Origin of the sequence: Pseudomonas sp. BR20, from assembly GCF_050780135.1 — a bacterium.
GTDB lineage: Bacteria > Pseudomonadota > Gammaproteobacteria > Pseudomonadales > Pseudomonadaceae > Aquipseudomonas.
The window spans coordinates 2572790-2586876 of record NZ_CP172012.1 but is presented as its reverse complement, the minus strand read 5'-3'; the positions used below and the strand labels follow the sequence as shown (position 1 = coordinate 2586876).

Annotated in this window: 8 protein-coding genes; 3 read left to right on the top strand and 5 right to left on the bottom strand. The window is 60.0% G+C overall.

Annotated features, from left to right (window positions below; all coding sequences use genetic code 11):
* Window positions 1-62: 62 nt before the first annotated feature.
* Together ACHPFG_RS11860 and ACHPFG_RS11855 are read right to left on the bottom strand one after the other, a co-directional pair.
* Entirely contained in the window at window positions 63-4511 is a 4449-nt protein-coding gene (locus tag ACHPFG_RS11860) for a YncE family protein (protein WP_431702601.1), read from the bottom strand.
* Between the two features lie 239 nt (window positions 4512-4750).
* Window positions 4751-5527, bottom strand: a complete 777-nt coding sequence (locus ACHPFG_RS11855; protein WP_431702599.1) for an ABC transporter substrate-binding protein — start codon at window positions 5525-5527, stop codon at window positions 4751-4753.
* Window positions 5528-5790: 263 nt separating this feature from the next.
* On the opposite strand from ACHPFG_RS11855, the gene ACHPFG_RS11850 reads away from it, so the two are divergent.
* The gene (locus ACHPFG_RS11850) at window positions 5791-7473 is read left to right on the top strand and encodes an AMP-binding protein (protein ID WP_431702597.1); all 1683 of its coding nucleotides are present in this window, start codon (window positions 5791-5793) and stop codon (window positions 7471-7473) included.
* A gap of 48 nt (window positions 7474-7521) precedes the next feature.
* Here ACHPFG_RS11850 and ACHPFG_RS11845 read toward each other — a convergent pair whose 3' ends face one another.
* Both ACHPFG_RS11845 and ACHPFG_RS11840 read right to left on the bottom strand, forming a co-directional pair.
* Complete coding sequence (locus ACHPFG_RS11845; RefSeq protein ID WP_431702595.1) at window positions 7522-8796, bottom strand: glucarate dehydratase family protein; 1275 nt, start codon at window positions 8794-8796, stop codon at window positions 7522-7524.
* Complete coding sequence (locus tag ACHPFG_RS11840) at window positions 8793-10160, bottom strand: MFS transporter (RefSeq protein ID WP_431702593.1); 1368 nt, start codon at window positions 10158-10160, stop codon at window positions 8793-8795. The genes ACHPFG_RS11845 and ACHPFG_RS11840 overlap by 4 nt, the downstream gene beginning before the upstream one ends.
* A gap of 106 nt (window positions 10161-10266) precedes the next feature.
* Between ACHPFG_RS11840 and ACHPFG_RS11835 the strand changes: the two genes are divergently transcribed.
* Window positions 10267-11169, top strand: coding sequence for a LysR family transcriptional regulator (locus tag ACHPFG_RS11835; protein WP_431702591.1), 903 nt, complete (start codon window positions 10267-10269; stop codon window positions 11167-11169).
* A 14-nt stretch (window positions 11170-11183) separates the two neighbouring features.
* Here the strand turns inward: ACHPFG_RS11835 and ACHPFG_RS11830 are convergent, their stop codons facing one another.
* Entirely contained in the window at window positions 11184-12116 is a 933-nt protein-coding gene (locus tag ACHPFG_RS11830) for a helix-turn-helix transcriptional regulator (protein WP_281113064.1), read from the bottom strand.
* Window positions 12117-12666: 550 nt separating this feature from the next.
* On the opposite strand from ACHPFG_RS11830, the gene ACHPFG_RS11825 reads away from it, so the two are divergent.
* Window positions 12667-14016: an MFS transporter gene (locus tag ACHPFG_RS11825; protein ID WP_431702588.1), complete on the top strand. Its 1350-nt coding sequence runs from the start codon at window positions 12667-12669 to the stop codon at window positions 14014-14016.
* Window positions 14017-14087 lie beyond the last annotated feature (71 nt).

Genomic DNA, 14087 nt, shown 5'->3' with positions numbered 1-14087 from the left:
TTTTCTAAATCCACAACGTCTGGCTATCAAGTAGCCCGTTTATTAGTTCAGGATTCAGCTACCTATCGTTCCTTTACCCAAATGTTATCCATTGCAAAATCATTTCCTCCTTGAGATCCAACATAATTGAAAATACCCAACGTCACGTTCTCTGTTGCGGAGGCTGTGTAAACACCACTGCCTGTTCGCCAGCCAATTTGATTTTGTGTGCTTACCGAATCACCAATAGCAACTCTATTGACTACGAGTTGCAAAATTGTTCCATAGGTTCCTGTATCACTAATAGCTGTTACCGAAAAACCCACGTCATAGGTACGACCAACAATCACGGGAATAACATGCGTCATAACCAGTCCGTAAAAATCATGACCTCCACCGGTATAGGTACTCACCACTCCACCACCCACGGCTAACTGTCCTTGAGCATAACCTCCCTGTGGCACCCACCCCTGAAAGGTGTTGTCATTAAAGTCCCAGGTAAGCGACAACTTGGTTCGCTGCACCAACGTGTAAGTCGTCGTCGGTAAAGTAATCACATCTTCAGGGTTCAAGCTGCCATTGAGCGTCACCTGGCTCTTCACCTGGATCTGCTGGTTATTGGGCACCGACTCCAGCCACGTGCGCAGCACCGTTATATTGGCCAACCCATTCGCCGCTTCGGCCGCCGTGATGGCAACGCCATTGAGCACATACAGATCGGCCACTCCTGCACTGCTGCAGAGAATCCACACCCGTTGCCCGGCAGCAATAAAAGGCCACCTCCCCAGGGCTGCCCATGCATTGCCAGTAAACGTGTTCAGATCCAGCGTCGCGCCCGTGGGAAGGTTATGAATGGCCGCGCGAGGCAGGTTCGCTGCTGGGATCGGCGTAACCGTCACCGTTACCGTTCCAGAAGACCTGGTCTCACTGCCACGGGTCACTTCATACCTGAGCGTAAACGTTCGGTTGCTGTTACCGATATTGACAGCAATAGCGCTCGCCGCAATCAGGAAGTCAACGCTGCCGCTCGTGCTGCCGTTCTTGGCGGGGATGTTGGGAGAGCCCGCGGCACCGTTGCCTACCATGATGACTTTGATGCTATCGGTGGTCAGCATACCGGTGTAGGTCACCTGCACCGTGCCCCCATTCAAGGCGCTCAATGGGGCCAGGATTACCGAGGCACCACTGCCTGAAGCTTGAAGCAGCACGGGCAGACGCAAGTCCCCGAGTGCTGAGCGCACGAAGTAGGTGGACGTTGGGAATTCCTGGGCACTGGCCTCGACTGAACCGCCATCAAAACTCACTCTGCACGTGACTGTGATCTGCCGGTTATCCGGCAATGCCGCCAGCCAACTGCGCAGTACCGCCTTGTTCACCAAGCCGTTCGCCGCTTCCGCCGAAGTGATCGCCACCCCGTCAAGCACCGGCAAGTCATCTACGCCGACGCTGCTGCACCTCAACCACACCCGTTGTCCCTGAGCACTCAACCGCCATTTGGCCAACGACGCAGTCGCGTTGCCAGTAAAGGTATTGAGGTCAAGCGTGCCGTTATTGGCAATGCCGTTGATCAGCGGTCTCGGCAAGTCCGACTCGCGCAGGGGCTGAACGGTCAGGGCCTGGACAAAGGAATCTACCGGCTGGCCATTGATGGTCGCGATATAACGCAACTCGATGGCTTTGCCCACGCTGTCGGCCATGATCTTCTGGCTGATGGCGAAGTCGACGCGACCGCCATCCAGGCCATCCTTGGCGGGAATAGTGGCCATGCTGCCGTCGGGGTAGATCCACTGCAAATGAATACGGTGCGTGCCATTCATCCCGTCGTACGCCACCGTCACCGAAGCGGTGTTCTCGTAATCCAGCGGGTAAATACTCAGGGTCGGGGCAACCAGGTTGGCGAACGCCGGTGCCGGCAACGTCGAGGGAATGGCCTGTACGATGTGCTCGCGCACGCCAAACAGCACCGCCTGGTCCTTGCTGAAACTTTCAGACAAGGTGACCCAGAAGCGGATGCTCAGCCGCGAGCCGTCCTTGAGCCGGCGCAGTTTATCCACCGGTGCGGGCGGGGAAATGCCGCTGACTACACCGGTATCGGTCACCAGATTGGCCGTGTAGGTGTGCTCGATAAACGGCGTGCCATCGTCAAAGGTGCCCTCGTAGGTCATCCACATGCGCTGGTTGGCCGCGATGAAACTCCACACCGAAATACGCGTACGCGTCGCGTCGGTGAGCAGGGACAGTTGCAGCACCATGCTGTCGCCGATCCCGTCGATGGTCGGTGTGGGCAACCCGATCAGCCGCAGCAATTCCAGGCTCAGTACATCTGACTCATAGGGAATGGCACCCCGGAAAAAATGGTACTGCACGCTGATGCGGTTGCCGTCTTCACGAATACCTTTGGCGATAACCTCCCTTGGAATGGGCACCCTCACCTCGTGGGTGGCGGGGTTGCCCTGCACTTCTGTGGCGTAGCTGCCATTGCCATCCGGGCTGAGCCAGTCGATAAAAATCCGATCGGTGGCGTGCATCGGCCGGAATTTCACCACCACGGTGGCGCCCGCCAAGGCCGCCAACGGGTCGAGGCGATCCGGAAAGCGTTGGGCTTCGGCGACTTCCGGACGGTCCAGCACCACCCCCACGCCAACGCTGAGGTTCAGCACCTCCGAGCGCAGGATCTGCCGTGGCGGCCCCTTGCGTTCCAGGCTGTAACTGATGCGCAGGCTGCCGTTGCGGTTGAAATCCAGGATGGTGCGGGTCACCGGGAACGTCAGTGGTCGGCCCGCAGTCGCCGCATTGACCAGGATAGTGTCATTGGCCGAGCCGCCCAGGGCCGAGCCGATGCAGTTCCAATGGTACACATCGCCTTCTTGGGCACCCAGATAGGGCAAGGTCAGCAGTACGGTGGGGCCGGCGATGTGGTCAGGGTTGATATTGCTGCCTTCGGTGCCTTGAAGCTGCGGCTGAGGCAGCTCGGGAATACGCTCACCGACTTGGGCGCCCACCTCCAACGATTTGCGCGTGTCTTCACCGTCGGTGACCACGTAGTAGAAATAAACGATGCCCAGGCCGTTGAACAGTTGCAGGTCCTCCTTGCTCACATGGCGACTGCCGCCCTGGGGACCTGCCAGTTGGGACTCGAAGTAGATTTCGCCACCGCCGCCGGGTACCCGGTGTTCGATGTACAGGGTCTCCAGCCAGTCCGGATTCTGAGGTTCATAGAACGGGATGGTGACGTCGATATCGTAGTCTGGATCGATCAGGCCCAACTCGATCGGGTTGATCGTCACCCCAGGCATCGACACCGGCGTGCCGATCACGGTGATGGTGACGCTGCCGGACTGGCCAAGGAAATCACCGTTCGCCTTTTGCCAGATGAATGAAACCCGGAACGAGCCGCCGACCAATTGTTCGATAATTTCGCGGTCAACGGAAACCGTTGTAAAACCCAGGTTGTTGTCCGTTGCGGCCGGCAGCGGGAAGAGCTGGGTTGAACCATCGACCAGGGTGGCGAACAGGCTGACGAAAATCTGGTGCCGGGGTGTCGGTGCCGGGAATTGCCGGGGCGTGAGCACCAGCACGTCAAAGATCGAATTGCTTTGGGTGTCGAAATCGATCTGGCTGAACTCCTCGCCATCCACCAGGAAAATCGGCGCGCCGAGCAGGCTGGGGTCCAGCTCGCTGACCAGGAAGTAAGACTTGGAATACTGGTACTTTTCCCCGGAAAAGTTCCCCACCACGTCCTGTACCCGAAAGCGCAAGGTCAGGGTTCCCAGCAGGCCACCCTGGAGGATGATCGCCTCACTGACGAAAATCCGGATCGGCTCGCCGCTTTCCGCTTCTTCGAGGCTGACGATGTGTATGACCTTGACACCGTCCCAGGACAGCTCGATGCGGTCGTTCTGGCGGCTATGCTCATACGGCTCAATCAGGCACCACACGCCAGCACCGGCAATCAATCGATCGATCGTCGAACCTTCGGGCAGGCCCTCAACCGTCATGACCAGGCCGGTGTGCCAGTCGCTGCCCGGGTCGCGATCGGTGCCGCCGGGGCGAGTGGTCTTGATCAGGAGAGTTTGCAGCGGCGAGGTGCTTTCCTGGAAGGTACCTGCGCGCAATACCCGACCGTACATCGACACTTCGCCTTCAGGCACATGCTCTTCTGGCACAAATAGATCGTAACGAGGCAAGTCGTCGAAGACGAGGTCCGCGGCCACGGCATTGAGCAGGTCATCGAGGTAGAGGGCGTAATAGTCGTAGGCCGACCAGAGGTGCCACTTTTCAAAGATGAAATGCGCATAAGGACGCACATGGCGAATGCCCAGGCCGATGGGGGCGTTTTCAGGATACAGGGTGGAGCGCAATGAGATTGACGGGTAGGCGGAATAAGGTGGGTCGAGGTCTTCGACCCGTTGGGGGAGCGTCGTCGGCACCGTGGCAGGCGTATAGGGGACAAGGTCTTGCGAGGGCGACGGGGTTGGGATGTCATCCATCGAATGACAATCGCAGGCTGGATCAACGGGCCGGTCGGACATGAAAGAGACTCCTTGCTGGAGGGCTTGCGCGAGTAAAAAGGGCGCGTTCAGGCAAGGAAAATCAGACACCCGGTGGGGAGGGGCGTCTAGCTGTTAGAATTGACAGTGGCGACGAGTGGTTGCCGGCGTTGACCTGCAGGAGCCTGCACGCTTGTGCGCGTGCAGGCAACGTCGGCGGGTGTAACTGACCCACCGCCATCGGGGCAAGCCCCCTCCCACATTTTGCCCGCGTAGGACGCTCAATCGCCGTAGATATCGGCCTTGAAGTACTGCTGTGAAATCTTCTGGTATTCCCCACTGGCGCGAATGCCATCGATGGCGCTGTTCAGTTCACCGACCAGCGCAGTATTGCCTTTGCGCACCGCGATCCCGGCGCCCTCGCCCACGTATTTCGGGTCCTTGAGTTCCGGGCCGACAAACCCATAGCCCTGGCCGCGTGGCATCTGCAAAAAGTCATTCAAGGGAATGGTATCGGCAAAGATCGCATCCAGCCGGCCTGCCGCCAGGTCCATGTAGATCTCTTCGTTATTGCTGTAGCGCTTGACGTTGATGCCCTTGGGTTCAAACACCTCGGTGGCATAACGGTCGGTGGTGGTGGCGCGCTGCACACCTACCGTCTTGCCTTTGAGGCTGGCGTATTGGTCGTCCACCACGGCACCGTCCTTCATCACCAGGCGCGACGAGGTGAAGTAGTACTTGTGGGAGAAATCCACCGACTTCTTGCGATCTTCATTGATGGTCATGGACGACAAGGCCATGTCGATTTTCTTCACCTTGAGGGAAGGAATCAGGCCGTCGAATTCACCTTCGACCCACACGCACTTGACCTTCATCTGCGCACACAGCGCATTGCCGATGTCGTAGTCGAAGCCGACGATCTTGCCCTCTTCGGTCTTGGACGCAAACGGTGGATAAGCCGCTTCGATGCCGATACGCAGGGTTTTCTCGGCGGCCAGCAACTGGCTGGAGGCGATCAGGCCCAAGGCCAGGGCGCTGATGAGGGAGAGTTTCTTCATGGTCGTGTCTCGCAAGTTGTTGTTGGTTTGGCAAGAGTGAAGAAAAAGCTGGAGCGGGCATCTTGTACTTATAATTCCATACTGGACTTTTACGTATCAACCGTCAATCACCACTCGCCAGCCCTTGTCGCCCATGACTTTTTTGCACAACGCTCCGGTGTTTTTGAGCGTTTTGCTCTTATTTATGCGTGCCTATACTCGGTCCAGCCTCTCGGTGCACCCGAGGGGGTCAGTCCCCACAACAATAATTAAGGACACCGACCATGACCCAGTCCTTCCTGGCTGCCCGAGATTTTCTGCTCGCGCACCGCACCGACTACGCCACCGCCGCCCGCGACTTCCGCTGGCCGCAACTGGACGCCTTCAACTGGGCCCTGGATTACTTCGATGCCATGGCCGAGGGCAATGCCGCCGACGCGCTGTGGATCGTCGAAGAGGACGGCAGCGAGCAGCGCTACAGCTTCCAGCAACTGGCCGCGCGCTCCAACCAGGTCGCCAACCACCTGCGCGCCCTCGGTGTGCGGCGTGGCGAGCGCGTGCTGCTGATGCTCGGCAACGATGTGGCACTGTGGGAAACCATGCTGGCGGCCTTCAAGCTCGGCGCGGTGGTGATCCCCGCCACCGCCCTGCTCAACCCCGTTGACCTGCACGACCGCATCGAACGGGGCCAGGTACGCCACCTGGTGGTCGGCGCGGCGCATGTCGGCAAGTTCGAGGGCCTGGGTGAGGGTTGCAGTCGCGTCTGCGTGGGGGCGGCGCCCGCTGGTTGGGCCGCGCACAGCGCCGCCTTCGAGTACCCCGAGCGGTTCGAGGCCGAGGGCCGTACCTTGGCCACAGACCCGATGCTGCTGTATTTCACCTCCGGTACCACTTCAAAACCGAAGATGGTGCTGCACAGCCACCAGAGCTACCCGGTCGGCCATCTGTCCACGATGTACTGGATCGGCCTGCAACCCGGCGACCTGCACTTGAACATCTCCTCGCCGGGCTGGGCCAAGCATGCCTGGAGTTGCCTGTTCGCACCGTGGAATGCCGGCGCCTGCATCTTTATCCATAACGTCGCGCGGTTCAGTGCCCAGGCGTTGCTCGGCGCGCTGGAGCAGTACCGGGTGACCAGCCTGTGCGCCCCGCCCACGGTGTGGCGCATGCTGATCCAGGAAGACCTGGCCAGCTACAAAACACGCCTGAACCTGCGCGAACTGGTGGGCGCCGGTGAACCGCTGAATCCGGAGATCATCGAGCAGATCCAACAGGCCTGGGGCCTGCCGCTGCGCGATGGCTTTGGCCAGTCGGAAACCACCGCGTTGGTGGGCAATACGCCGGGCCAGTTGCTCAAGCCAGGGTCCATGGGTCGCCCATTGCCGGGCTACCAGGTGGCCCTGCTGGACGCCGACGGCGTGCCAGGCACCGAGGGCGAAGTCGCCCTGCCCCTTGAGGTGCGCCCACTGGGCCTGATGCTCGGCTACGAAGACAGCCCGGAGAAAACCGCCGAGGTAATGCGCGACGGTTACTACCGCACCGGCGACACCGCGCAGATCGACGCCGACGGCTACATCACCTTTGTCGGGCGCGCCGACGATGTGTTCAAGGCTTCCGACTACCGTATCAGCCCCTTCGAACTGGAGAGCGCACTGATCGAACACCCGGCGGTGATGGAGGTGGCCGTGGTGCCCAGCCCCGATCCGTTGCGCCTGGCAGTGCCTAAAGCCTTCCTGATATTGGCCCATGATGCCCCCGGCAGCGCCGAACTGGCCGCGCACATCCTCGCCTTCGCCCGTGAACATCTGGCGCCGTACAAGCGGGTGCGGCGGATCGAGTTTGTCAGTGAGTTGCCCAAGACCATTTCCGGGAAAATCCGCCGGGTGGAACTGCGGCAGATGGAGGTGGTGCGACGCCAGGGGGAGACACGCGGCGAGCATGAGCATTTCGAAGAAGATTTCACCTGAAAAAAAACCCGGTGACGCAGGTCACCGGGCAAAACGAAGCGACCAGCTTCAGTAACGCGGTTTGACGGTCTTCCAATCCGGTTGATAGCGCTGCATCTGCTTCACGTCGTCACGCTGGCGAATGCCGCAGGTAAGGTACTGGTCATGCAGCTTGCCCAGTTGATCATGGTCCAGTTCCAGGCCCAGCCCCGGTGCGCGGGTGATCTTCACGCAGCCGTCGACGATCGGCAGTTTGCCGCCCTTGATCACTTCTTCGTCCGGTTCTTGCCACGGGTAGTGAGTGTCGCAGGCATAGTCGAGGTTGGGCACCGACGCGGCCACGTGGGCCATGGCCATCAGGCTGATGCCCAAGTGTGAGTTGGAGTGCATCGACACGCCCAGGCCAAAGGTCTGGCACATCTTCGCCAATACCTGGGTGTCGCGCAGGCCGCCCCAGTAGTGATGGTCGGCGAGTACGATCTGCACGCTGTTCAGGGCCACGCTGCGGCGGAACTCGTCAAAATCGGTGACCACCATGTTGGTCGCCAGGGGCAAGCCGGTGCGTGTGTGCAACTCGGCCATGCCTTCCAGGCCGGGGGTCGGGTCTTCGTAATACTGCAGGTCGTCGCCGAGCAGTTCGGCCATGCGGATCGAGGTTTCCAGGGACCAGTTGCCATTGGGGTCGATGCGCAGCGGCACGCCCGGGAAGGCCTTTTTCAAGGCCTTGATGCACGCCACTTCATGTTCAGGATCCAGCGCACCGGCCTTGAGCTTGATGCTTTTGAAGCCATAGGTTTCGATCATCCGCCGCGCCTGGGCGACGATCTGTACTTCGTTGAGGGCTTCGCCCCAGCTGTCGGGTTTATAGGGCGAGTCGATGTGCTCGGCGTACTTGAAGAACAGGTAGGCGCTGAACGGGATCTGGTCGCGGATCGCGCCGCCCAGCAGGTCCACCAGCGGCACATTCAATGAGTGCGCCTGCAGGTCGAGAAACGCCACCTCGAACGCCGAATAGGCATTGCTCACCGCCTTGCTCGCATGGGAACCGGGGGCCAGTTCGGCGCCGGCAATGCTCGCGGGTTTGTGCGCCGCCACGGTAGCCTGCACGATCGCGCGCAGGTGGTTGAGGTTGAACGGGTCGAGGCCGATCAGTTGGTCCTTGACCTGTTGCTGGATCGCCAGCGCCGGGGCATCGCCGTAGCTTTCGCCAAGGCCGATGTAGCCGGTGTCGCTCTCGATTTCGATGATCGAGCGCAGGGCAAAGGCTTCGTGGATACCGCTGGCGTTGAGCAGCGGCGGGTCGCGAAACGCGATGGGGGTGACGGTGACTCGGACGATTTTCAAGAGGCGGCTCCCTGTGGGCCTGGACGCAAGGCGTGATGATGATTAGTCGGTTTGGAGGTGGGCGGCACACCGGGCCGTGGTGCGGTGCGCGCAAAAAACACCACCACCGCGGCCACCAGCGAGGTCGCGGCCAGGCCGTAGAGCCCGCCTTCAATCGAGCCGGTGGTCTGCTCCAGCAGGCCGAAGGTGGTGGGTGCAACAAAACCGCCGAGGTTGCCGACTGAGTTGATCAAGGCAATCACCGCCGCGGCGACGCGCGCATCCAGGTAACCCTGGGGAATCGGCCAGAACAGCGCGGAAGCAGCCTTGAAGCCAATCGCGGCAAAACAGATGGCGACAAACGCAAACACCGGCCCGCCCATGGTGGACATGAACATGCCGACGGCGGCGATCACCAGCATCAGCGCCACCCACGCCTGCTGGTGTTTCCACTTGCTGGCCAAGGCGGCGAACCCATACATGGCGACGATGGAAATCAACCACGGAATCGAGTTGAACAACCCCACCTGGAAGTCGCCCAGGTTGCCCATTTTCTTGATCATGCTCGGCAGCCAGAACGTGGCACCGTAGATGGTCAGGGCGATGGAAAAGTAGATAAAGCAGAACAGCGCGATCTGCTTGTCGGCCAGCAGTTTGAACATCGACGGCCGCACGCTATGGGTGGCTTCGCGGGCCGTTTGCTCAAGCGCGATGGCCGTCACCAGCGCGTGTTTTTCTTCGTCGCTGAGCCACCTGGCCTGATGGGGGTGAGACTGCAACCAGAACCACACAAACCCGCACAACAGGATGGAGGCAAAGCCCTCGATCAGGAACATCCACTGCCAGCCATGCAGGCTCAAGCCGCTGACGTTGAGCAACGCCCCCGACACCGGCCCGGAAATCACCGAGGCGATGGCCGAACCGCTGAGGAAAATCGCCATCGCCTTACCGCGCTCGGCGGCCGGCAGCCATTGGGTGAAGTAGTAGATGATGCCGGGGAAAAAACCGGCTTCGGCCGCGCCGAGCACGAAACGCAGGATATAGAAGCTGGTTTCGCCTTGGACAAAGGCCATGGCCATCGCGGCCGCGCCCCAGGTGAACATGATGCGCGTCAACCAGGCCCGTGCGCCGTAGCGCTGCAGCAGCAGGTTGGACGGCACCTCGAAGATCGCGTAACCGATGAAAAACAGCCCGGCACCCAGGCCATACGCGGCAGCGCCAATGCCCAGGTCGGTCTCCATATGGCTGCGCACAAAGCCGATATTGACCCGATCGATGTAATTAACGATGAACATCACCACGAACAACGGCAGTACATGGCGCTTGACCTTAGCGGCTGCGCGGGCGAGCACGCGCGGGTCGGGCGGATTCTGGACGGTATCCAAGGGCAACTCCCAATCATTGTTTTTTTAGGGACGCTCCGATGATGGACGCCGGGGATTGTTCCCGTCTAATCTAACTTGGCATTCGATTGATACCTGGATTAGATCAATGTTCGAACTGACGCAACTGCGCTGCTTCACCACCGTAGCCACCGAGCTGAATTTTCGCCGCGCCGCTGAACGCCTGAACATGACCCAGCCGCCCCTCAGCCGGCAGATCCAATTACTGGAACATCATCTGGGCGTGGAGCTGTTTACCCGCACCACCCGCAGCGTTGCGCTCACTGCCGCGGGGCGGGCGTTTTTTATCGAGGCCCAGAACCTGCTGGAACGGGCCCAGCAGGCAGCCGTAACCGCACGGCGCTTTGCCGAGGGCGATATCGGAACGGTGAATATCAGCTTCGTCGGCAGCGCGGTGTATGAGTTTTTGCCCAGGGTCATCGCCGAGGCACGGCTCAAGCAGCCCCAGGTCAGGATCGACCTCTCAGAGATGAACACCTACCAGCAATACGAAGCCCTGCGTGCGCGCCGCATCGACCTGGGCATCGTCCGTGCGCCCCTGCTGGAACCCGGTTATGCCACCGAATGCCTGGTGCGCGAGCCCTTCGTGCTGGCGGTGCCGAGCAGCCATCGACTGGCCAGCGCCAACAGCGTCAGTGTCCACGACCTCGACGCCCAGCCCTTCCTGATGTATGCCCATGCGGCCTACCCGCCGTTCAACGAACTGCTCACCGGCCTGCTGCGCTCGGCCCGTGTCGCCCCCGAATATGTGCAGTGGCTGGGCTCGTCCCTGACCATCCTGGCCCTGGTCAACGCCGGCATGGGCTTGGCGTTGGTACCGCGTTGCGCCAGCAGCGTGGTGTTCAAGAACGTGGTGTTTCGCGATATCGACCTGGGCGAAGGCGCCCAGAGTGAACTGCACCTGATCTGGCGCGAGAACAATGACAACCCGGCATTCGCGATGTTGCTGGAGGGGATTCGCAGTGCGGTGCGTGACGGGTGGGCGGACTGACGGCGCATGCCGACTCAGGTGCCGGTGGGTGATTGCGGCGTGTCAGGGTTGAGCTGCTGGCGCCTGAATTGCCCGGGTGGCTGGCCGTGTATCTGGCGAAAACGTCGGGAGAAATACGCCTCGTCGGCGAAACCGCACAACCTGGCCACCTCACCCACCGGTCGTGTGCCATTGAGCAAATAATTGCGCGCCGCGTGCATCCGGCGCTCAAGCACCAACTCCGTAAAGGTCTTGCCGATTTCCTTGCGCAACCAATGCGTCAGGTAGGTCGGTGACAGGTAAGTCGCCGCCGCCACCTTGATCAGGTTCAGATCGGGGTCTGCAATATTCTTGCGCAGGTATTCAGACATTCTGCTCAGTGCATCGCGCCGACTGAGTTCGGCGGCATTCTCTTCGGCCAAGTGCTTGAGCGGTTCGGCATACAACGCGCACACGCGCCCTACCAATTGCAGCAACAATCCCTTGAGCATCTCGCGAGTACCAAACTGGCGGTTTTCATCCAGGGCGCGCATCTGTTCGATCAAGCCACAGACGATGCCGAAGTCCTCATCGCCGAGGATGAAATCCAGATGCTCCTGGAAGCGGAACGGTGACAACTCGGGCGCCAGCAGGATCGAGACCTCTTCCAGATCCATCGGGTCGCACTGCAAATGCGGCAGCAGGAAGGTCTGGGAGAAATTGATCACAATGAAGTTGCTGTCTGCCGGATGGGGAATCACATGCACCCGATGCGGCAGGATGAAAGCCAGCGCATTGCGCGGAAACGGCCGTTCGGCATTGCCGATGTGCTGCACAGTGTCGCCACCCAGATTGACCTGAATCTGGAAATACTCATGGCGGTGGGGGCTGGTTTCTGCGCGACGACCTTTTTTGTCGCGGATGTAAAAGTCGGTCAACTCGCTGCGTTGCTGCATGACGTAAGTGGGGACTCGACTGGGTGATGACATTGCCAGGCTCCTCGACAGGTACAGGGTCGGGGTGATTGTGCAGGCGGACCGGCGCGGCTTCAACATGTCATCTGATGACGGCCGGGTGTGACGCATTATTTTCACCTGCGTTGGCGATTTTCTGTGTCCAAAAAAACCGTGCGCACCAGAAAATAATTAATCCTTAAAAAACAATAAATTATTGAAAAAATACAGAGTTTTTAGCGGAACAGGTTGATGCGTTTTTTCTTGGACTCCTGCATTCAAGGCCTTTTCATAAAGAAAAAACGATCTAACGCACGCGTTGATTTTGGAATGTTGTACGACCACTGTAATCACCCATGCAGCCCGAACCATCCAAAAACAATCAAAAGGTGCGCACCCCATGAACCTGCTTTTTTGCCATATCCCCCCTCCCCCGACTCGTCCCGTGCGAAGGCATTTCTGAGCGCCTGACAGCGGCTGTCCGCGCCTCCCATTAATGCAGCGATTGCTCTGCCCCAGCACTGGGGGCATCGGCTTCGGCTGCGCGCGAACTTCACGATTTACCTGACAATAAAAAGGTCTACCCATGTCGAACTCGCACCTCTCCCCGTCCACCGCGCCGTCGGTGAGTGCCGGCGTACGGGACGCCGTCCTGCCCCAGCGGCTGCCGACCCGGCGTCGCTGGTTCATGCTGTCGTTGCTGCTGATTGCAACCATCATCAATTACATCGACCGCGTGAACATCTCGATTGCGGCACCGTTCATGGCCAAGGACCTGGGCCTGGACAAGATCGAAATGGGCCTGGTTTTCTCCGCGTTTGCCTGGACTTATGCCCTCGCCCTGGTGCCTGCAGGCTTTGTGGCCGACCGCTTCGGCTCCCGGCTCACCTACGGCGTGTCGCTGATCAGTTGGTCAACCGTGACCGTGTGTCAGGGCTTCGCCACAGGGTTTGCATCGTTATTCGGCTTGCGCCTGGCCGTCGGTGCCATGGAAGCACCGGCGTTTCCAGCCAACAGCCGGGCAGTGACGGTGTGGTTCCCGGCCCGCGAACGCGGCATGGCCAGCAGCATCTATGTGTGCGGCCAGTACCTGGGCACGGCCCTGTTTACCGGCCTGCTGCTATGGCTGGCCACCACTTATGACTGGCGCCATGTGTTCTACAGCACAGGGTTACTCGGCATCGTGTTCGGCGTGGCCTGGCTGTACCTGTACCGCGACCCGTTGAGCTGCAAGCGCGTCAGCCCGGAAGAATTGAAGTACATCGAAGGCGGCGGTGGGCTGGTCAAGAGCAGCCAGGAGCGCACCCGCTTCAATTGGCGGCAGATCACCGAGCTGTTCAGCTACCGGCAGATATGGGCCATTTGCATCGGCAAGTTCGCCAGTACCTCGGCGCTGTACTTCTTCCTGACCTGGTTCCCGACGTACCTGATCGAAGAGCGCAAGTTGACCATGATCAAGGCCGGGATCTTCGCGGTGCTGCCGTTCGTGGGCGCTACCGTCGGCATTCTATTGGCCGGCATCGTCTCCGACCTGCTGATACGCCGTGGTTACTCAATGTCCTTCGCGCGCAAGTTGCCCCTGGTAGTCGGCTCGATGCTGGGCATGTCGATTGTGCTGGTCAATTTCACCGACTCGAACGTGATCTGCATCGCGGTACTGACCATTGCCTTCTTTGCCCAGGGCATCGCGTCGTCGTCGTGGGCCGCCGTATCGGAAGTGGCACCGAAGGAGCTGATCGGCCTGACCGGAGGGATCACCAGTCTGGCCGCCAATATCGGCGGGATCGTCACCCCGATCGTGATCGGCGGCATCGTTCACGCGACAGGCTCGTTTGCCTACGCGTTCTGGTTTATCGGCGGTGTCGCGCTGATTGGTACCTTGTCTTACTCGTTGTTGCTTGGCCGCTTGTACCGCATCGAACTCAAGGCGCGCTGAGTCAACAACATGTTTTTCTCCAACACCAGGCCGCAATCGTCCAACTTCACCCATGAATGCCGCCGTAGGCT

What these genes read in the sequence shown, in the direction of transcription:
- ACHPFG_RS11860 (WP_431702601.1), bottom strand. Translation starts at nt 4,511, where the DNA reads ATGTCCGACCGGCCCGTTGATCCAGCCTGCGATTGTCATTCGATGGAT.
- ACHPFG_RS11855 (WP_431702599.1), bottom strand. Translation starts at nt 5,527, where the DNA reads ATGAAGAAACTCTCCCTCATCAGCGCCCTGGCCTTGGGCCTGATCGCC.
- ACHPFG_RS11850 (WP_431702597.1), top strand. Translation starts at nt 5,791, where the DNA reads ATGACCCAGTCCTTCCTGGCTGCCCGAGATTTTCTGCTCGCGCACCGC.
- ACHPFG_RS11835 (WP_431702591.1), top strand. Translation starts at nt 10,267, where the DNA reads ATGTTCGAACTGACGCAACTGCGCTGCTTCACCACCGTAGCCACCGAG.
- ACHPFG_RS11830 (WP_281113064.1), bottom strand. Translation starts at nt 12,116, where the DNA reads ATGTCATCACCCAGTCGAGTCCCCACTTACGTCATGCAGCAACGCAGC.
- ACHPFG_RS11825 (WP_431702588.1), top strand. Translation starts at nt 12,667, where the DNA reads ATGTCGAACTCGCACCTCTCCCCGTCCACCGCGCCGTCGGTGAGTGCC.